20 protein-coding genes are annotated in these 18169 nt (G+C 64.0%); 9 read left to right on the top strand and 11 right to left on the bottom strand.

The window, feature by feature from the left end; all coding sequences use genetic code 11:
* Positions 1–192 precede the first annotated feature (192 nt).
* The 4 genes from AC0L3X_RS43825 to AC0L3X_RS43810 all read left to right on the top strand — a co-directional run bounded on the left by AC0L3X_RS43825 (position 193) and on the right by AC0L3X_RS43810 (position 2655).
* On the top strand, positions 193–822 hold the full coding sequence (locus AC0L3X_RS43825; RefSeq protein WP_354131403.1) for a hypothetical protein: 630 nt from the start codon (positions 193–195) through the stop codon (positions 820–822).
* A 91-nt stretch (positions 823–913) separates the two neighbouring features.
* Positions 914–1387, top strand: coding sequence for a hypothetical protein (locus AC0L3X_RS43820; protein WP_354131402.1), 474 nt, complete (start codon positions 914–916; stop codon positions 1385–1387).
* Between the two features lie 306 nt (positions 1388–1693).
* Entirely contained in the window at positions 1694–1864 is a 171-nt protein-coding gene (locus AC0L3X_RS43815) for a hypothetical protein (RefSeq protein WP_014494035.1), read from the top strand.
* A gap of 116 nt (positions 1865–1980) precedes the next feature.
* Complete coding sequence (locus AC0L3X_RS43810) at positions 1981–2655, top strand: methyltransferase family protein (protein WP_354131401.1); 675 nt, start codon at positions 1981–1983, stop codon at positions 2653–2655.
* 17 nt (positions 2656–2672) lie between these two features.
* On the opposite strand, the gene AC0L3X_RS43805 is transcribed toward AC0L3X_RS43810, so the two are convergent.
* Both AC0L3X_RS43805 and AC0L3X_RS43800 read right to left on the bottom strand, forming a co-directional pair.
* Complete coding sequence (locus AC0L3X_RS43805; RefSeq protein WP_354131400.1) at positions 2673–3380, bottom strand: glutathione S-transferase; 708 nt, start codon at positions 3378–3380, stop codon at positions 2673–2675.
* Positions 3381–3578: 198 nt separating this feature from the next.
* Positions 3579–4253: a lectin gene (locus tag AC0L3X_RS43800; protein WP_354131399.1), complete on the bottom strand. Its 675-nt coding sequence runs from the start codon at positions 4251–4253 to the stop codon at positions 3579–3581.
* 322 nt (positions 4254–4575) lie between these two features.
* Here AC0L3X_RS43800 and AC0L3X_RS43795 point away from each other — a divergent pair, with 322 nt between their 5' ends.
* From AC0L3X_RS43795 to AC0L3X_RS43780, 4 genes are all read left to right on the top strand, one after another.
* Positions 4576–5577: an NrtA/SsuA/CpmA family ABC transporter substrate-binding protein gene (locus AC0L3X_RS43795; RefSeq protein WP_473317471.1), complete on the top strand. Its 1002-nt coding sequence runs from the start codon at positions 4576–4578 to the stop codon at positions 5575–5577.
* Positions 5578–5591: 14 nt separating this feature from the next.
* Positions 5592–6416 (top strand): ABC transporter permease, encoded by an 825-nt coding sequence (locus AC0L3X_RS43790; protein WP_354131397.1) that lies wholly within the window; start codon positions 5592–5594, stop codon positions 6414–6416.
* A gap of 20 nt (positions 6417–6436) precedes the next feature.
* Complete coding sequence (locus AC0L3X_RS43785) at positions 6437–7276, top strand: ABC transporter ATP-binding protein (protein WP_063982293.1); 840 nt, start codon at positions 6437–6439, stop codon at positions 7274–7276.
* A gap of 90 nt (positions 7277–7366) precedes the next feature.
* Positions 7367–8092: a Crp/Fnr family transcriptional regulator gene (locus AC0L3X_RS43780; RefSeq protein WP_063986244.1), complete on the top strand. Its 726-nt coding sequence runs from the start codon at positions 7367–7369 to the stop codon at positions 8090–8092.
* A 10-nt stretch (positions 8093–8102) separates the two neighbouring features.
* On the opposite strand, the gene atzF is transcribed toward AC0L3X_RS43780, so the two are convergent.
* From atzF to flgB, 9 genes are all read right to left on the bottom strand, one after another.
* Complete coding sequence (gene atzF / locus AC0L3X_RS43775; RefSeq protein WP_063982292.1) at positions 8103–9488, bottom strand: allophanate hydrolase; 1386 nt, start codon at positions 9486–9488, stop codon at positions 8103–8105.
* Positions 9489–9657: 169 nt separating this feature from the next.
* Positions 9658–10689: a Tim44 domain-containing protein gene (locus AC0L3X_RS43770; RefSeq protein ID WP_231142304.1), complete on the bottom strand. Its 1032-nt coding sequence runs from the start codon at positions 10687–10689 to the stop codon at positions 9658–9660.
* A 230-nt stretch (positions 10690–10919) separates the two neighbouring features.
* Entirely contained in the window at positions 10920–13502 is a 2583-nt protein-coding gene (cckA, locus tag AC0L3X_RS43765) for a cell cycle histidine kinase CckA (RefSeq protein ID WP_473317470.1), read from the bottom strand.
* Between the two features lie 154 nt (positions 13503–13656).
* Positions 13657–14736 (bottom strand): flagellar biosynthesis protein FlhB, encoded by a 1080-nt coding sequence (gene flhB, locus AC0L3X_RS43760; RefSeq protein WP_354131396.1) that lies wholly within the window; start codon positions 14734–14736, stop codon positions 13657–13659.
* Between the two features lie 7 nt (positions 14737–14743).
* Positions 14744–15514 carry a flagellar biosynthetic protein FliR gene (fliR, locus tag AC0L3X_RS43755; protein ID WP_028148497.1) on the bottom strand — a complete coding sequence of 257 codons (771 nt, stop codon included), beginning with the start codon at positions 15512–15514 and terminating at the stop codon, positions 14744–14746.
* 17 nt (positions 15515–15531) lie between these two features.
* The gene (fliQ, locus tag AC0L3X_RS43750) at positions 15532–15795 is read right to left on the bottom strand and encodes a flagellar biosynthesis protein FliQ (RefSeq protein WP_014494021.1); all 264 of its coding nucleotides are present in this window, start codon (positions 15793–15795) and stop codon (positions 15532–15534) included.
* 130 nt (positions 15796–15925) lie between these two features.
* Positions 15926–16234 (bottom strand): flagellar hook-basal body complex protein FliE, encoded by a 309-nt coding sequence (fliE, locus tag AC0L3X_RS43745; protein WP_008142413.1) that lies wholly within the window; start codon positions 16232–16234, stop codon positions 15926–15928.
* Positions 16235–16250: 16 nt separating this feature from the next.
* Positions 16251–16676 carry a flagellar basal body rod protein FlgC gene (gene flgC / locus AC0L3X_RS43740; protein WP_473317469.1) on the bottom strand — a complete coding sequence of 142 codons (426 nt, stop codon included), beginning with the start codon at positions 16674–16676 and terminating at the stop codon, positions 16251–16253.
* A gap of 97 nt (positions 16677–16773) precedes the next feature.
* Entirely contained in the window at positions 16774–17178 is a 405-nt protein-coding gene (gene flgB, locus AC0L3X_RS43735) for a flagellar basal body rod protein FlgB (RefSeq protein WP_063982288.1), read from the bottom strand.
* Positions 17179–17528: 350 nt separating this feature from the next.
* Here flgB and AC0L3X_RS43730 point away from each other — a divergent pair.
* On the top strand, positions 17529–18169 hold a 641-nt coding region (locus tag AC0L3X_RS43730; protein ID WP_473317468.1), incomplete at its 3' end, for a flagellar biosynthetic protein FliO.

Raw genomic sequence — 18169 nt, 5'->3', positions numbered from 1 at the left:
GCCAAAGGCGCCGAAAGATAGAGCCTTTCTAAGCCCTTTTCCCACAAATGGAAGGTTTTCGCCTCCCCACAATTGGGGGGCCCCGCCCCGCACATTCTCCGAGTGTCCCGATGCAGCACCGGAACGCTATCGCCACCTCTGATTTTGCGATTTTATGTCCGCAATCGCGTCGGGGAAAATGGGGAAATCGAGATGTCAGGAATTACCACGCCAGTCGTGAAGTTCAGCGACCAAATCACCGGCTCTGTCATCAAAGGTTGGGAAGCCGGCGGCTATGCGCTCGCCTTGCTGGTCCTTGCGGCAGCGACCTTGGTGATGGCTTGTCTCTTGGCTCTTTCCGGACACGAGCAGCCTGCGATTGCGTTTCTCTTGGTGGGGTCCGCGGTAATCGTGTTTGTGGGGTACAACTTCTATGTGAAGGCCATTGTCCCAGCAAAGAGGGCCACCGAACGTCTCGAACAGAGCGGCCCGATGGTCGACACCGTCCAAGAGGTGGCGATCCTGCTAACCGACATAGTCTCCCAACTGAACGACTACGCCCTGTTGAATACAGATGCGATCGTTTCAACGGTCGAAGGCGTGAAAGAACGAATCGCCAGACTGCCGGGCGGCAGCCTTCTGATTGGTTCAAGCTACTTCGCAAAGGGCGAGGATCTGGCAAAGGGCGTCCGCCAGGTCGCGGCAAGTTCGCGCAGCGTCGTCGCGGACGTTCGCGATTCCATCACAAAGGCCGACGTGTCGCGGATTGGTGGACATCTGGAGGATTTGAAGCAGTTGAAGCAAACAATTGAAAAAGAGCTTCTCGGCGCCCGGGGCGTCTAAACGGCACGACCGTTCGCAAACAGGCCTGATCGAAGGTCTTGCATGGCCTCGGAGTACAGGCTTTTATGCGCCCTCCAAGGGGCTTTTTATCATGACATTGAACTCGAACGTCCGCGGCGCGATCCTGGTCGCCGCCGCCATCACCGGCCTTGTGGCTCTTGCATCGCCAGCGCGCGCCGATCGTTGCGACGACAGCGCCAAGGAGCTGTCGAACCAGGTCGAGCGCCTCAAGGTGAATTTCCGGGCCGCCAACATCGTCTACCTCTCGCACCCCGCAGCCAAGGAGCTGTCCGTGGGTTGCCGCGGCGACAAATATTCCATCGAGCTCTATGCCAAGGGCGATCGCAAGCCCACGCCAGAGTTCTTTGCGCTGGTGAGTTCGATGGCGGCAATCGTCTTCACCGTGACGAAGGACGACACTACGACGGGCGCGACACGCTGCCTGAAGCGGATGGGACTGTTGCGCGGCGACAAGGTCGTCATGCGCTACCGCCGCCTCAACATGGAATGCACCCGCACCAAGACGGACGCATCCATCGCGATCACGCGCGGCAAGGACGAATAGACGGGGTACTTTTTCGCGCTCTTTCCACGCACGGGGCGACGCAAGCATCGCGACGCCGCCCGCCACACACTTCGTCATTGCGAGCGCAGCGAAGCAATCCAGTCTGTCTCTGCCGAGGTACTCTGGATTGCTTCGCTGCACTCGCAATGACGAGGAGAGATTCGGCTTCCCCCACATCGAGCGATACCCGACACGAAAACAGCGCATCCCACCGCACCAACTCCTTCGCATTTTAACGATTGGCTTGACGGAAGCTTCGCTCCTCACAGCGCAAGGTCAATCGTTTCCATGTGTGAGGATTTGTGGATGAGCGTTTCTACCGTTGCGCCGCCGCCGATCGCGATCGTGGTGCCGAGCTACGACACGACCAAGCAGCAGGACGACCAGAAGACCAAGGACAACGACCCGACCTACAAGCCGCCGCCGCCCGCGCCGCTTCCGCCGGGTCAGGGCACGCGGATCGATCAGCTCGCCTGATCAGGCCGGTCAAAGATGAAACGCCCGATCCGGTCGATCGGGCTTTTCGCGTGTCCGGCCGCATCTTCGCCGGATAGCGGGACCAATATCGTGCGCGGCTGACCCGGGACCTGCGCATGATCGCAAAACTGCTGTTGCAGAACACGATCACCACCGCCGGCATGGGCGCGCTGCTGTTCGCTTGCGCCGGGACGATGCATTGGCCTTCGGCCTGGGTGTTCCTCGCCACCTGCGCCCTGCTCGGCCCGCTCTGTGGCTGGTGGCTTTATCGGGTCGATCCGGCGCTGCTCGCCGAACGTCTGCGGCCGGTCCTGCAAAAGGACCAGCCTGCCGCCGACAAGGCCTTCATGATCGTCTTCGCCATTGCGATGCTGGCCTGGCTGGCCGCGATGGGGCTCGACCGGCGCACGCAGTCCTCCGACGTGCCGGTTGCGTTCCAGGCGCTCGGTCTCGTGCTGTTCGTCCTCTCGACGCTGTTCATCCTGTGGGTGTTCCGCGAGAACTCGTTCGCCGCGCCCGTGGTGAAGCTCCAGGCCGAACGCGCACAGCACGTGGTCTCGACGGGGCCTTACGCGCATGTGCGCCATCCCATGTACAGCGGCATGATCCTGTTCTTCGCCGGCGTGCCGCTGCTGCTGGGCTCGTGGTGGGGCCTTGCGATAGCGCCGGTCATCGTCGTTTTGTTTGCTGTTCGCATCGGCATCGAGGAGCGCACGCTGCGCGAGGGCCTGCCGGGCTATTCCGACTATATGACGCGCGTGCGCTATCGCCTGCTGCCCGGCGTGTGGTGAGCCGCTATCCGGACCGGCTAATTGTCCAATTCCTTGTAGCGGCGGAAAATGCCTTGCTCGTTGAAGGGAATGCGGCGCTCACTTTCGAGATAGGCCTTGATGTTCGGCCGCGCGGCGATGCGGTCGTGCAGGCTGACGAGGCCCGGGATATTTCTCTCAAACGCCTTCATGCGCTTGGGAAAGGCGTAGCGCAGCCCATCGACGATCTGGAACAGGGAGAGATCGAGGTAAGTCAGCCTGCGACCGGTGACATAGGCACCGCCATTACACGCGAGGAGCTCCTCGAAATAGCCGAGATATTTCGGCACGCGCTCGTCCCAAAACTCGGCCGTGCGCTTCTTCGCCGGCGCCTTCTGATCTTCATAGTACATCGAAGGCCCGAGCGGGTGATGGGTGTCGTGGATCTCGGTCACGAGGTCGGTGATGGTGAGCTGAAGCTGGTGCACCCAAAGCTTGCCGGCTTCCGTCTTCGGCGCGAGCCCATGACGGGCGCCGAGATAGAGCAGGATGTTGGCGGTCTGGCCGATGACGAGCTTGCCCGCTTTCAGGAACGGCGGTGCAAAGGGCGGCGTGCCGCCATGCGCGTCCATCATCTTCATCATGGCGCTGGTGCCGCGCGCCCCCCGCGCGACGTCGATATAAGCCGCCCCCGCCTCCTCCAGCGCCAGCCGCACATATTCGCCGCGGCCCTGGATCTCGGGCCAGTAGTAGAGCTCGTATTTCATGGGAAGGGTCCGTGAGCGTGGAAGCGGTCGGACATGTAACATGCGGCCGAAGGTTCCGTTAGAGCGAGACGGAACGGCGGCACCACATACCCCGTCATTGCGAGCGCAAGCGAAGCAATCCAGAATCTTTCCGCGGAGACAGTCTGGATTGCTTCGCTACGCTCGCAATGTCGCGGGGAGAGAGCTGCGCGCCCTAACTCAATTCGCCGCGAAACAAAACAGCAGGCCGTCGCCGCCGGTGCTCTTCAGATCGGCCTGCGAGCAGCCGCCGTCAGGACCGCGCGAGGGGTGAGAGCTGTTCCAGGACTTTGACGGCTCGTCGTCGCGCAGGCCCTTACGATCGGCATGGCCGACGACCGCCGCGCCCTGCGTGCTCGACGTCCAGTTCCTGCAGGTCTTGTCGTCGCCCGCGGCAAAAGCGGTGCCGTCCGGTTGCGATCCCGTGAGGATATCGTGCCGGTTCGGCGTGTCGCCGGCGCCGTTGATGACCTCGCCCTTCTCGCTGAGCGCTGTCTGCTTGGTGAGGTTATTGGCCGCGCCGTGCAGGTCGGCAACGTCCTTGGCAATCACCGCACCCTTGGCATTCTGCCACGGTCCCTTGCCAATGCGGTCCTTGGCATTGACGGCGGGCTTGCCGTCAGCGGCCTGCGTCGAGAGATAGGCGCGCCAGGTCTTGGCGCCGGCGCCGCCGGCCTGCGCCAGCTTCTGGCACTGCGCATCGGCCCCTTCCAGGCCGCCGAGATCGGCTCCCTTGCCCGGCCCGCTCGAGGTCACAAAGAAGGTCATGTCGGCTGACTGCGCCCGCACCGATGGACTTGCGAAGACCGCGAGCGCAACGCCTGCTGGCACGATGACCCTGGCAAGAATGCTCATCCTATCCTCCCGATTGTTCCTGCGATTGCGCCCGGCTGGACGGTCTTTGGTCCGCTGACATGAACCCGTCACGACAGACATTATTCCAGCGGCCATCCGCCGCACGCGCATCACCTCGGGCGGCGGCGCGCGACCGGCGCCCCGAGGGCCGTGTCGATTAATTGCTTCCCGAGGCAGTAGCGCCGGGCGAGCATACCAACGTTGGGCCGATCCTCAAGAGATCGCCCAGGAGAGGACGCGGGAGTCTGCTGTGGGGCCGTTCAGGGCGGCATCCGCGATCACATCGGGGCTGCCGCCGGGCGCGGCGCGAGGGGAGATCGTCATGCACTGGAACACCGTCCGCCCAATCGCGGCAATTGCCGGCTATGCCGCGCTTTGCTGCCTTGCCATCAGTCCGGGCCGCGCCTCGGCCGCGGAATTGCTCAAAGCCCGGCTTGCGCAAAACCTCGGACCGATCTCCGGCCTTGCGATCGTCGCCAAATCGAAGGGGATTTTCGAAAAGAACGGACTGGACATCACCGTCTCGAACTTCACGTCCGGCAAGCAGTGCCTGGACACCGTGATCGGGGGCGGCGCCGACATCGCGACGACGGCGGAGGCGCCGGTCACCGCTTCGGCGATGGCAAACCAGCCCATCGCCTTCGTCGCCGGCATGGAATATTCCGACCTCAAGACGGTCGTCGCGGCCAAGGCCGGCGTCAAGACCAAGGCAGATCTTCGCGGCAAGCGAATCGGATTCACTGCCGGCACCGGCAGCGAGGTCTACACGGCGACTTTGCTGAAGTCGGCGGGATTGACTCCCAAGGATGTCACCCTCGTCAACCTGCGGCCGCAGGAGATGCTGCCGGCACTTGCAGCAGGAAGTATCGACGCGATCGACACTTGGGAACCCCACATCGCCAACGCCAAGAAGGCCCTCAGCGAAACCGTCGCTGAGCTCGATACAACGGGCACTTACTCCGAGACGTTCAACATCGTCGTCACGAGACCCTATCTGGATGCCAACCCTGCGCTGGTTGAGAAGTTCATCGCCTCACTGATCGACGCCGAGGTCTGGATGAAAGCACACCCGGATGAAGCGATCACGGTCGTGGCGGACGCGGTCGGCATGAAGCGGGACGACCTCGCTCCGATCTGGGCCGACTATGTTTACCGGGTGCGTCTCGACGACCGGCTGATCGAGATTCTCAAGACCCACTCCGCATGGCGCCTCGAGAGCGGCAACCATCCTCCGGGAGCGGTGATGCCCGACTTCAGCAAGGTCGTCGTCGCCGAGCCGCTGAAGAAGGTCGACCCCGCACGCGTCACGCTCTCGTGGAAATAGGCACCCGCACAGCCATGCAGGACGGCACTTCAGCAGGACAAGAAATTGCTCTCCGCACCGACGGTCGCGGTCGGCGGCCGGATTCAGCTCGTCTTCGCCGCCTCAATATTCTGATCGGGGCGCTTTCGCTTCCCCTGTTCGTCGGCCTCTGGGAACTGGTCTCTCGTTCCGGGGCCGTCAACATGGTGCTGTTTCCGCCGCCGACGGTGGTAGCTGCGGCGGTCCTTGAGTGGATACGAAGCGGGCAGTTCCTTGGCGATCTGCTGGCCAGCCTCTTTCGCGTCACCACGGGGTTCATCTTAGGCGGCGCGCTCGGCATCCTGCTCGGTATCCTCACCGGCCAATTCCCTGTTGTTTCGAGCTTGCTGTCCCCGCTATTCCACATCCTGCGGCCAATTCCGCCGATTGCTTTCGTGCCGATCGTCATCCTGTGGTTCGGCCTGTCGGAGGCGGGAAAACTGTTCCTCGTCGTATGGGGCGTGTTCTTCACGGTTTGGCTTTCGACCCACATCGGCGTGCAGAAGGTCGACCGCGGCCTGATTCGGGCGGCGTTGATGCTCGGCACGCCCCGGCGGCAGATGCTCCAGGAGATCTTGCTGCTGGGCGCGCTTCCCTACATCGTGGTCGGGTTGCGCACCGCCGTCAGCATCTCCTTTTACACGCTTGTCGCGGCCGAACTCGCAGGCGCTTTCGCCGGCATTGTCTACAGGATCGAGATTGCGCAGCAGAATTTGCAAACGGGCCAGGTCATGGGCGGGCTCGCAGCGCTCGGGTTGATTTCGTTCACTGCCGACCGGCTGTTTTCGGCTCTTGCGGAACGTACTGTCTGGTGGCGTTGATGTCGGGAGCTCGATCGATCATGAAACTGGCTCTGGCAAGTGCGCCAGCCTCCGTCGAATCGGCGCGGAAACAACCGGCCATTCAAGTCTCAAACCTGAGCATCGTTTTTGACACCCGCCGCGGGCAGACCATCGCGGTGGATCGCGTTTCCTTCGACGTGGCGCCTAGCGAGTTCGTTTGCATCGTCGGGCCCTCCGGCTGCGGCAAGTCGACGGTGCTCAATACGATCGCCGGACTGGAAGTGCCGTTTGAAGGCGACATCCTGGTAGAGGGCTCGCGCGTCTACAGCCCGCGACCCGATGTCGGCATGGTGTTCCAGCAGCCGCATCTCTTCCCCTGGAAGTCTGTCCGCAGGAACATCGCCCACGGCCCGAGGATGCTTGCGAAGTCCAGGACGGAAGCGAATGCCATCGCCGACGATCTGATCGCGATGGTCGGTCTCAAGCGTTTCGCCGACGCCTATCCGAACACGCTGTCCGGGGGCATGCAACAGCGCGTGGCGATCGCGCGAGCGTTGGCCAATCAGCCTCGCGTGCTGCTGATGGACGAGCCCTTCGGAGCCCTCGATGCGCAGACCCGGGCGGTGATGCAAGACAATCTGCTGGAGCTGCGCGACCGGATCAAGGCGACGATCGTGTTCGTCACGCATGACATAGATGAGGCCATCGTGCTGGCCGACCGTGTTCTCATCATGAGCGCGGGACCCGGCCGCATCCTGCGCGAAGTCGCGGTCAAGCTGCCGCGCCCGCGGTCGAGCTCTGTCATGGTCGAGCCAACCTATCTTTCCCTCAAGAAGGATTGTCTCGACGTCATCCGCGCAGAAGGGTTGCGGGCGTTCAATCAGTCGGACGCGAGCTGATCCCCCAGAACTTGGAAATCGCGAAGCAGCCCGCAGCGCGCTGGCATGGTTCTTGAATAATCGATGCCGGGTCTCACCGTGGAGCCGGCGATGCACAGGGCGAATAGCGCGATAGCGGCAGGCGTGATGCTGGCCGAGTCGGACAATCTCGTCAGGCCGCTGCCCGGCTTGCTGGATGGTCTCAACCGGGCTGATTGCAATCGGCTGCGCGCGATCGGACGCGAGAAGGCCCTGGAAGCCGGCCAACTGGTTTGGTCTCAGGGCGACACACAGGCTGGGATCTACCTGATCAGCGAGGGACGCATACGCAGCTACTATGCGGCGCCGTCGGGGCGCGAGGTCACGCTCGCCTACTGGTTTCCCGGCAACTTCGTCGGCGGCCCCGATATATTCGGAACGGGCCCGCACATGTGGTCATCGGTTGCGGCCGAACCCAGCCTGTTGACGTTCATGCCGGGACTGGCGCTGCGGCGGCTTGCGCTGGAATCGCCGGCGATCGCCGTCGCCCTGCTGGATGCCCTGGCATTCAAGGCGCGATGCTATTCGGCGATGGCCCAGATGCTCGGGACGCGCTCGGTGACCGAGCGGCTGCATAGCCTGTTGATCTTCCTGTCGCACGTCTACGGCGTTAAGCGCGACGGCGAGGTCGTCATCGGGATGCCGTTTACCCACGGCGATCTCGCCAATCTCATCGGATCCACCCGCCAATGGGTGACAGTACAGCTCGCGCGGCTCCAGGAGGAAGGCGTGATCAGGTACGACAGATCCGTGATTTCGATCCTGGATCTTTCGACACTCGAGCAAGAGATGGAATAAATTCCGTCCGTCAACCGCCAGACTTCAATTCGAACGCCGCTCGGCCTGCACTGGCCTCGAACCGCCGCGCCAGTCCGATCAGCGCGCGATCATGCCAGGCCGGCGCCAGAAGGGTCACGCCCATCGGCATGCCGTTCGGCAATGTCGCGTTCGGGACCGCCACGCCGCAGAGATCGAGCAGATTGGCAAAGTACGAGTAGTAGCCGAGGCGATTGTTGAGGGTGATCGGATCGCGATCCATCTCCTCCAGCGTGAACGGCCGCGGTGCGGTCGGGACCACCAGCGCATCGATACCCGCAAAGATCGCCTCGGCGTCGCGGCGAAGCCGGTGCAGCCGGTGAATGGCACCAAATGTGTCGATCGCTGAATAGCCGGCGGCCGAGCCCAGCACGGTCCTCGTGACATCAAGCAGGGAGCCAGAATCGATGTCCATAAGCGAAGCGATGGCCGAGTGCCGCTCCGCGACCCAGGGTCCGCTGAACATCAACTCCCCGGCCTGGCGGAACGGCGCGAAGTCCACCTCGATCGCCGTTCCCCCGATCTGCGTGAAACGCTCGCAGGCGCGCTCATAGAGCTCGCCGCATTCCGGCATGCCGAAGCATTCGAGATCGGCGGCCGCAATGCGGCCGAACCGGAACGATGGCACCGCCCCGCTGGCGAAAGAAAAGGCCCTGGGCAGGCGGCTGTAGGGATCTTCGAAATCGAACCCTTCGATAATTTCGAGGATTGCCTCGCCATCGCTGACGGTATTGCAGAACACCGAAACGCAATCGATCGTCGGGCAATTCGGCACCAGCCCGCGTGATGACACCAGCCCAACGGTCGGCTTGATTCCGACGATGTTGTTGAAGCCGGCAGGTATGCGGCCGGACCCGCCAGTATCGGTGCCGAGCGCGAACGCGACGTGCCCCGCCGCGACGGCGACCGCGGACCCGGAACTGGAGCCGCCCGCAATATAGCGCGCATCGGCAACCGACGCGCAGGGGCCATAGGGCGAACGCGCACCGGACAGGCCTGTGGCGAACTGATCGAGATTGGTCTTTCCGAGGCAAATTGCGCCGGCCGCGGTCAGGCGTTCGACGCTGTGCGCGGAATGCCAGGGCGTGTAGCTGAACGCGGGGCATGCGGCAGTGGTCGGCATTCCCTCGACATCGATATTGTCCTTCACACCAAAGGGAATGCCGAGCAGCGGAAGATTTTCGCCTGTCCGCGCGCGCGCCACAAGCTTCCGGCATGCTTCGAGCGCCTCCTCCCGCGGGCGGAGATAGATCCAGCAATTGCGGTCGCGCTCGGCCTCGATCCGGTCATACGCCGTTTCGATCGCCTCCAGCGGCAGGGACGAATTCCTGGCAATGGTTTCGTGATTTGTCCTGGAGCGCGCGACAGACTGGCTCACCGAATATCTCCCTCTCTAACCGGCAGGCGCGAAATTGCGGGAGCTCTGCGCGGGCAACAAGCAATTAAGTGCTTCGCGCAAAATGGTCGGCCGTATCAGGATATAAGCGGCTCAAAGAAAAAGGGCGCCGTGCCGAAGCACGACGCCCTTGTCTTTAATCTGCGTACGATCAGTTGGTCTGCTGGATCGCCGACAATTCCCAGCCGCTGCCCGGACGGCGGGCAAAGGTCCAGATCTCGGTCGCCTCGCCCGGCTGCTCGCTGCCGGCGACAACCGTACCGCTGTTGCGGTCCAGCGTCTTGTCGGTGAGGGCGAAGCGCAGCGCCACCGTGGCGTATTCGGTCTCGCCTTCGCGCCAGGCCTCCGCGAGGTCGCCCTGCAACAGCTTGACGTTGGTCACCTTGTTGACGACGTTGCGCGCGCGGTTCTGGCCAAGGTCCTGCTCGAAATAGGAGACCATTTCCGGCGTCGCGAGCGTGTGCAGCTTGGCCACGTCCTCGTTCGACCAGGCGGCCTGGACATCGCCGAGCAGGCGCTCGAACGCCTCATAGTCGTCCGGCTTGATCTCGAGCGGCGCGTTGTTGGCGCCGCCGAAGCCGAAGCCGCCGAGACCACCGCCAAGTCCACCACCGACGCTACCGCCACCGAGGCCGCTGCGATAGTTCGGCTGCGGTCCCTGACCGCTGCTTGCATCAGCATTGGCATAGGCCGCCTGCTGCGAGTGGCGGCGCTGCCACCAGGACATCGCCAGCCGCACCACCAACACCACGAGCGCGATCTGGATGATCAGGCCAATGATTGACGACAGGCCGCCGAGGCCACCGAATAGGCCGCCGCCGAACAGCATGCCGAGCAGGCCTGCGCCGAGGAAGCCGGCCGCAAGGCCGCCCATGAAGCCACCGGCGCGGCCGAACAGGCCGCCACGCGCGGGTGCGGCGGCAGCCGAATTCATGCCGGCACCCGGCTGGGTATAGGTGCGGTTGAACTGCGAGGTCGAGCCCGGCGCGGTCGTGGTCGACGGCGGCGCCGAATAGGTGCGCGAACCGCGCGAACCCGACGACATGCCACCACCGACGCGGGCGTCGGCGGACGAAATCACCAGCGCAGTCGGCAGCGCAAGCGCCAGCATGACGGCGAGGGTCTTGAAGAGAGTGCGGGAGCGTTGCGAGAAAGTCATGTGCGTTTCCCAAATCCCCGGCATGGGGACGTGCTCCTAAGATGGGCAGACTTCCCGAAAAGTGAAGCCGGTTTCGGAACTTATGGCTGCGGCCCTCAGTCGCGGGGATGTGGCAAAAGCCCATATTTGGCGGGGGTTTGGCCGGGGAGCCGGAGGAACTGCGGTCGCGGGTTACCGGCGAGTTTACGACAGGAATGCCGCTTTTTTCCTCGTCATTTCGAGGAACTCTCGCAAATCAACAGGGGTAGTCACCGTCATCCCGCCTTTGCCATTGTCTCCTTTACGGCCGCCACGAGCTGGCTGAGCGTGAACGGCTTTGGCAGGAAGTCGAATTGCTGGCCTTCGGGCAGGCTCTTCTCGAAGGCATCCTCGGCGTAGCCGGAGACGAAGATGAACTTGATGTCGGGATTCTTCTCGCGCATCGCCTTCAGCAGCGTCGGGCCGTCCATCTCGGGCATCACGACGTCGGAGACGACGAGATCGATCGCACCGCTCTGTTCCTCCAGGACCTCCATGGCCTCGACGCCGTTTTCGGCCTCGACCACGGTGTAGCCGCGCGAGCGCAGGCCGCGTGCGTTCAGCGCGCGCAGGCCCTCTTCGTCCTCGACGAGAAGGATGGTGCCCTGTCCGGTGAGATCGGTGCGCGGCTTGGCCTCCGCCGCCGCAGGCGTGGTCTCCTTCGCGGCGCCATTGGCCGCGCCGACCACTGCTGCGGGCTGCTCCCGCACCTCCGGCTCGGCGTGATGGCGCGGCAGGAAGATATGGAACGAAGTCCCCTGCCCCGGTTCCGAGTCCACGTAAATGAAGCCGCCGGTCTGCTTGACGATGCCGTAGACGGTGGAGAGCCCGAGGCCGGTTCCCTTGCCGACTTCCTTGGTCGAGAAGAACGGCTCGAAAATCTTGTCGCGGATATCGGCGGGGATGCCTGTGCCGGTGTCGGCGACCTCGATCCGTACATAGTCCGCGGCCGGCATGCCCTTGTAGGCGAGCTTGGCCGCTTCTTCCGCGGTGACGTTGGCGGTGCGGATGATCAGCTTACCGCCGTCGGGCATGGCGTCGCGCGCGTTCACCGCGAGGTTGACGATCACCTGCTCGAACTGGGAGACGTCGACCTTCACCGGCCAGAGATCGCGGCCGTGGATGGTCTCGTGCTTGACCTTCTCGCCGATCAGCCGGCGCAGCAGCATGGCGAGATCGGACAGCGCATCGCCGAGGTCGAGCACCTGCGGCCGCAACGTCTGCCGCCGCGAGAACGCCAGCAACTGCCGCACCAGCGTCGCCGCGCGCGTCGCGTTCTGCTTGATCTGCATGATGTCCTGGAACGACGGATCGGTCGGCTTGTGCGCGTTCAGCAGGAAGTCGTTCGCCATCATGATGGCGGAGAGCACGTTGTTGAAGTCGTGGGCGATGCCGCCGGCGAGCTGGCCGACCGTCTCCATCTTCTGCGACTGGTTGATCTGGTTCTCCAGCGCGCGCCGCTCGGTGGTCTCGAGCATGTGCACGATGGCGGCTTCGGCCTCGTTCTCGGCCGCATCCACCGGCGTGACGAAGAACTGGCCCCAGCGCTCCTTGGCTCCCTCGAGCGCCACCTCGACCGGCGCGACGTCGGCTTGGCCCTCCGCGGCCTGGTTGATGGCCGTGATCAAAAGTTGCCGGTCGCGCGAATTGACCGCGCGGAAGATCGACTTGCTGGCGCTGTCGAGCCCGAGCGCCTGCCCGAGCTTGGCGTAGCGCGCGTTGGCGCGCACGACGTTGCCGCCTCGGTCGACGGTCGCGATCGCCATCGGCGTATGGTCGAAGAAGCGCATGAAGCGCACTTCGGCGGCGCGGTCGGGATCGCTGCGCTCGTCGCGGGCGCGGCTGATGACGAGCGTGCGCGACGGCCCCGGCGCGCCGTCGGCGCCGAAGGCGAGCTTGTGATAGAGCCGCACCGGCATGGTCTTGCCGGTGCGCATGCGCAAGTCGATGTCGAAGACTTCCGTCTTCACCTCGCCCGGCACCGCCACGATCGCGGTGAGCAGCGAGGCGCCGTCGCCGGAGACGATGTCGGTGAGCTTCAGCCCGCCCGAGCCGATCTCGGCGAGATCGTAGTCGAGCCAGTTCGCCAGTGTCGCGTTGACATAGGCGAGCTCGCCTGCCGGGTTGACCGAGAAGAAGCCGCAGGGCGCGTGATCGAGATATTCGATCGCGTGCTGGAGTTCCTGGAACACGTCCTCCTGGCGCTCGCGGTCGCGGGTGATGTCGGAGATCGACCACACCGCGTATTTCGCCTCGCGCTTCCCGGTGCCGAGCGGGCGCACCCGCATGCGCAGCCAGCGGCCCTGGCTGCCGTCATGGCCGGAGATGCGCACCTCTTCCTGCTGCCGTTTTCCTTCGCGCGCAGCCTTGAGCAGGCGGAACACGGCTTCGGAGACGTCGGGGTTGCCGATGAAGACGCGCTCCACGGGCCGCACCTCCTGCGGTCCGCTGGCGCCGGTGAGCGTCAGATAGGCGGCGTTGGAATAGACCACGTGGCCGCGGGGATCGGTCACGGCCAGGCCGTCGAAGGCGTGGTCGGCAATGCGCCCCATCACGGGATCGTCGAGACTGCGGTCGACGAAGCGGATGATGCCGGCGGCGAAGGCGAACAGGTTGAACAGGCCAACCATCGCCAGCACGGCGAGGATGCCGAGGATATAGGGCTGCGCCTGCGCGCGCCCGAGCGTCATCAGCCCGACGGCGACGGCGACGAGGCCGGCGGCCACCAGCAGCACCAGCGCAATGCTGCCCGAGCGCGGCGACGGCTCGTGCGCCGCAACGGGCTCGCGTGTGAGGTCGTGGTCGGTCTCGGCAGTCATTTCAAGCTGGCACAGCCTGTCGGCAGAGAATCAACGCGCTACGGGGCGCGTGGGGTCCTCCCTGCCTGAATCGGACCCGCAGGCGCAAGGGCAGCAAGGGCGAAAGGTACGCTGATTCCCAGATTACGGCCATTTCCGGTACTTTTCGGGCATTTTATCCGCGTCCGGCGCCGAATCCCTGCTTCAGCCGCATGACGTAACCGATGACCTCGGCGACCGCATGGTAGTGCTCGGTCGGGATTTCCTGGTCGATTTCGACGGTGGCGTAGAGCGCGCGGGCGAGCGGCACGTTCTCGACGATCGGGATGTCGTGCTCGCGCGCGATCTCACGGATCTTGAAGGCGAGGTTGTCGACGCCCTTGGCGACGCAGATCGGCGCAGACATGCCGCGCTCGTAGGACAGCGCGATCGAATAGTGGGTCGGGTTGGTGATGATCACGGAGGCCTTGGGAACCGCCGCCATCATGCGCTTCTGGGAGCGCTGCTGGCGCAATTGCCGGAGCTTGCCCTTGATGTGCGGGTCGCCTTCGGACTGCTTGAACTCTTCCTTGATCTCCTGGAGCGACATCTTCTGCCGCTGGAACCAGCTGCGATATTGGAAGAAATAGTCGCCAATGGCGATGATCGCGAGCGCCGCGACCACTGCGCCGAGCAGATGAATGGTCAGGCTGGTGCTGGCGCCCAGCATGGCGGCCGGATCGAGCCTGACCATCGCCTCCATGCGATGGCGCTCCGGCCACAGGACCACGGTCATGACCGCGCCGAGCACGATCAGCTTGCCGAGCCCCTTGAGGAAGTTCGCGGCCGCCTGCTTGCCGAAGATGCGCTTGAGGCCCTCGGCCGGCGACAGTTTGCTGAATTTGGGTTTGAGGGATTCGGCCGACCAGACCAGGCGGTGCTGGAGCACGTTGCCGGCAATCGCCGCCAGCACCAGCATCAGCAGGGGCACGCCGATCGCTGCGAGCACGGCGACCTCGATCTGCTGCATCAGCGCGAGCAGAGCCCTGCCGTCGGTCTTGATCATCCAGGAATTGGCAAGCAGGTTGCGCATCGGCGTCACCAGCCCGCTGCCCACCGAGCCCGAGAAGGTGGAGACCACGAGCGTGCCGCCCGCGATCATGAACCAGGTGTTGATCTCCTGGCTCTTGGCGACGTCGCCGCGTTCGAGCGCCTCTTCGAGACGCTTTTGTGTCGGGTCTTCTGTTTGACTGTCGGGATCGTTGTCGTCTGCCATCGATCACCTATTTGAGCGGCATCATCTGGTGCATCACACCGATGAAATAGTCGAGATACGTGCCCATCATCGCGGTGAGCACCACGGCGAGCACCAGGAAGCCCACGAAGATCGACAGCGGCACGCCGACGAAATAGACCTGCATCTGCGGCATCAGCCGCGCCAGCACGCCGAGCCCGATGTTGAAGACGAGGCCGAACACCAGAAACGGTCCGGAAAGTTGCAAGCCCAGGCTGAACGCGGCGGCAAAGGCCCGCGTCGCCAGTGAAGCGACGTCGCCGCTCGATACGGTCTCGCCGGGCGCGAAGATCGTGTAGCTGTCGTTCAGCGCAGCGATCACCAGATGATGGCTGTCGGTGGCAAACAGCAGCGTCACCCCGAGCATGGTCAGGAAATTGCCGACCAGCACGCCCTGCTGTCCCTGTGTCGGATCGACCGAAGTGACGAAGCCGAGCCCCATCTGCTGCGCAATCACGGCGCCCGCGACCTGAAGCGCCGACAACGTCACGCGCGCGGTCGCCCCCAGCACGATGCCGATCACGATCTCATGCAGCATCATGACCAGCAGCGGCGCGATCGAGCCCATGTCGACGTGGTAGGCGTTGCGATGCAGCGGCAGGATGATCAGCGTCAGCAGCAGCGCGATCGCCAGCTTGATCCGCGTCGGAATGTTGGTCTCGCCCAGCCCCGGCAACAGCATCACCATCGCACCGACCCGGGCGAAGGCGAGCATGAAGGAAGCGGCGAGCGCCGGCAGCAGCGAGACGTCGATGCGCATGACGGGCGCATTGTGCCTCAGCCGCCGATGATTCGCGACGAGATCCGCATCATGTGGGAATGGAGTGCGTCGGCCATGAACGGCAGCGCCAGCAGCATCGTGGCGAAGATGGCCAGGATCTTCGGCACGTAGATCAGCGTCTGCTCCTGGATCTGCGTCAGCGCCTGGAACAGCGACACGACGACGCCGACCACGAGGCCGACCACCATCAGCGGCGACGACACGATCACGATGGTCCAGATCGCATCACGCGCGACGTCGAGGGTTTCAGGTCCGGTCATGTTCTTTTTCTCACTATGAGTTGTTCGTCATTCCGGGGCTCGCGAAGCGAGAGCCCGGAATCCATACTCCCGATCGTGGTTATGGATTCCGGGTTTGCGACTTCGTCGCGCCCCGGAATGACAGGACCGATCAGATCGGCATCTTCATGATGTCTTCATATGCCGCGATCACGCGGTCGCGGACCGAGACCAGCGTGGACACCGCGACGTCGGTGTCGGCGACCGCCGTCACCACGTCCATCACGTTGGCCTTGCCGGCGGCCATCGCCACCGTCTGCGCGTCGGACTTGCGGCCGGACTCCATGACGCTGCCGACAGCGTCTTTCAGGAGCGACGCGAAGGACTGCCCGCTCGCTTCGCTGCCCTTGCCGGCGCCGCTGTTCTCCAGCACGCGGGCGAGGTTGGCATAAGCATTGGCTGCGATTGTCGGTGATGCCATGGCTTAATTGTCCTGTTCAGCTCTTGAGGATGTCGAGCGTGCGCTGGATCATCCGGCGCGTCGCACTGATGATGTTGAGATTGGCCTCATAGGACCGCTGCGCGTCGCGCATGTCGGTCATCTCGACCACCGAGTTCACGTTGGGATATTTGACGTTGCCGGTCGCATCGGCGGCCGGATTGTTCGGCTCGAATTTGGTGCGGAAGTTCGACTGGTCCGGCTTGATCCTGCCGAGGGTGACGACCTGCGCGTCGAGCGTGCGGTCCAGCGCGGAGGAGAAGGTCGGCACCTTGCGCCGGTAGGGATCGCCACCTGATGTCTGCGAGGTCGAATCCGCGTTCGCGATGTTCTCCGAGATCACCCGCATGCGCCCGGCCGGCGCGCGCCGGCCGGAGGTCGCGATCGCCATCGAGCGGGCAAAGTCGCTGCTGTCATTCGCCATGATGCGCTTCCCTCAGCTCTTGAGCATGATCTCCGCGCAAACGCGTTCCGCGTTTGTCGCGAGGGAAAACCGCCCGCACACTTTTCCGGATCATGCTCTAGCCTTTGCCGATCGCGGTCTTGAGCAGATGCAGGCTCTTGGAATAGAGCGAGGTCGCCGCCGCGTAGTCCATCTGGTTGCTGGCGGCCTTCATCATCTCCTCCTCGAGATTGACGGCGTTGCCCGCGGGACGGGTCTCGAAACCCGCATTCCTGTTCTGGTCGAAGCCCGAGGCCGCGCCGGATGGCGTCATGTGGGAGCCGCTGGTGCGGGTGAGCGCCAGGGGGCCCATCGAGCCAGTGACGGCGCCTGATTTGTCGAGCTTCGGCTCGACCAGGTCGCGCGGCCGGAATTTGGGCGTGTCGGAATTGGAGACGTTCTCGGACAGGACGCGCTGGCGCTCCTGGTGCCACTGCATCTTGGTGCGAAGCGCCGACAGCACCGGGAGGTCGTTGATGGACATCGTTGCGGCTCCTTCCGCCTCTCGGACCAAAGGCCCGAAGCTAGGCAGAATTTGCCGCGTGTATGGTTAACAGGTGGTTAAAGATGGCGTCGATGCATGTCCCTTGATGGAACACCACTTTGCGCCCCCCGTGATTCTACGCATCCAAAAGCGGCATTAACCCAACCGTTTGGCGGGCCATGCACAGGCCAAGAAGTCGTTTTGGATCGAGCGATTCATAGGTTATTAAGAGCTGGGGACGGCAAAACTTGCCGTGGGACGTTAAGAAATCGCAGTTTGGGGCATCCCACGCCGATGGTTGGCGCGTCTGACCATGGGCACGAGAAAAGCGCCATTTGTCGGGGACAAGTATGCAAGGCAGCCCAATCACCTTCATCGTGGCGTTCATCGTCGTTCTGGCGTTGATCGGCGTCGCCGCATGGTTGGTTCGCCGATTCGCCAGCAGCCGGCTCGGTGCCAACACCCAGCGCGGCCGGATGCCCCGGCTTGCCGTGATCGATGCCGCCGCGGTCGATGGCCGGCGCCGCCTGGTGCTGGTCCGGCGTGACAATGTCGAGCATCTCCTGATGATTGGCGGTCCCACCGACATCGTCGTCGAGCCCAATATCGTGCGCGCAGCGCCCGGCCGCGACCAGCTTCCGCAGCGTTCCAATGCCGCCGAGCCGCCGCGCCTTGCCCCGATGCCCGATACCAGCAGCTGGACCGACGAAGCTCCGCGGCCCGAACTGCTCGATCATCCCGAACCGCAAATGCCCGAGCCGCCGCCGCGGCCGCGCCCCTCCTTCGCCGACGAGGTACGCCGGCCCGCTCCCGCACTGGCCGAGCGCCGCAACGAACCGCCACTGGCCGGCTTTCCGCCTGAGCCGATCCTGCCGCCGCGCCCCGAGCGCGAGGCACGCCCCGAGCCGGTTCCGCCGCGCATCGCCCGCAACGAGCCTCCGCTGATGCCACGTCCCCCGCGGCAGACCGAGCCGGTGAAAGTGCCCCCGGT

Source organism: Bradyrhizobium sp. MI1.7 (assembly GCF_055811795.1).
Note: the sequence above shows the minus strand (reverse complement) of the source record. Positions and strands in the feature narration are given on the sequence as shown.

Coding starts and splice junctions, on each gene's coding strand:
- AC0L3X_RS43780 (WP_063986244.1), top strand. CDS start 7,367: ATGCACAGGGCGAATAGCGCGATAGCGGCAGGCGTGATGCTGGCCGAG.
- fliE (WP_008142413.1), bottom strand. CDS start 16,234: ATGGCATCACCGACAATCGCAGCCAATGCTTATGCCAACCTCGCCCGC.
- fliR (WP_028148497.1), bottom strand. CDS start 15,514: ATGCGCATCGACGTCTCGCTGCTGCCGGCGCTCGCCGCTTCCTTCATG.
- AC0L3X_RS43790 (WP_354131397.1), top strand. CDS start 5,592: ATGCAGGACGGCACTTCAGCAGGACAAGAAATTGCTCTCCGCACCGAC.
- AC0L3X_RS43810 (WP_354131401.1), top strand. CDS start 1,981: ATGATCGCAAAACTGCTGTTGCAGAACACGATCACCACCGCCGGCATG.
- AC0L3X_RS43820 (WP_354131402.1), top strand. CDS start 914: ATGACATTGAACTCGAACGTCCGCGGCGCGATCCTGGTCGCCGCCGCC.
- AC0L3X_RS43785 (WP_063982293.1), top strand. CDS start 6,437: ATGAAACTGGCTCTGGCAAGTGCGCCAGCCTCCGTCGAATCGGCGCGG.
- AC0L3X_RS43805 (WP_354131400.1), bottom strand. CDS start 3,380: ATGAAATACGAGCTCTACTACTGGCCCGAGATCCAGGGCCGCGGCGAA.
- fliQ (WP_014494021.1), bottom strand. CDS start 15,795: ATGACCGGACCTGAAACCCTCGACGTCGCGCGTGATGCGATCTGGACC.
- flgB (WP_063982288.1), bottom strand. CDS start 17,178: ATGTCCATCAACGACCTCCCGGTGCTGTCGGCGCTTCGCACCAAGATG.
- AC0L3X_RS43825 (WP_354131403.1), top strand. CDS start 193: ATGTCAGGAATTACCACGCCAGTCGTGAAGTTCAGCGACCAAATCACC.
- AC0L3X_RS43770 (WP_231142304.1), bottom strand. CDS start 10,689: ATGCCGGGGATTTGGGAAACGCACATGACTTTCTCGCAACGCTCCCGC.
- cckA (WP_473317470.1), bottom strand. CDS start 13,502: ATGACTGCCGAGACCGACCACGACCTCACACGCGAGCCCGTTGCGGCG.
- AC0L3X_RS43815 (WP_014494035.1), top strand. CDS start 1,694: ATGAGCGTTTCTACCGTTGCGCCGCCGCCGATCGCGATCGTGGTGCCG.
- flgC (WP_473317469.1), bottom strand. CDS start 16,676: ATGGCGAATGACAGCAGCGACTTTGCCCGCTCGATGGCGATCGCGACC.
- AC0L3X_RS43795 (WP_473317471.1), top strand. CDS start 4,576: ATGCACTGGAACACCGTCCGCCCAATCGCGGCAATTGCCGGCTATGCC.
- flhB (WP_354131396.1), bottom strand. CDS start 14,736: ATGGCAGACGACAACGATCCCGACAGTCAAACAGAAGACCCGACACAA.
- AC0L3X_RS43800 (WP_354131399.1), bottom strand. CDS start 4,253: ATGAGCATTCTTGCCAGGGTCATCGTGCCAGCAGGCGTTGCGCTCGCG.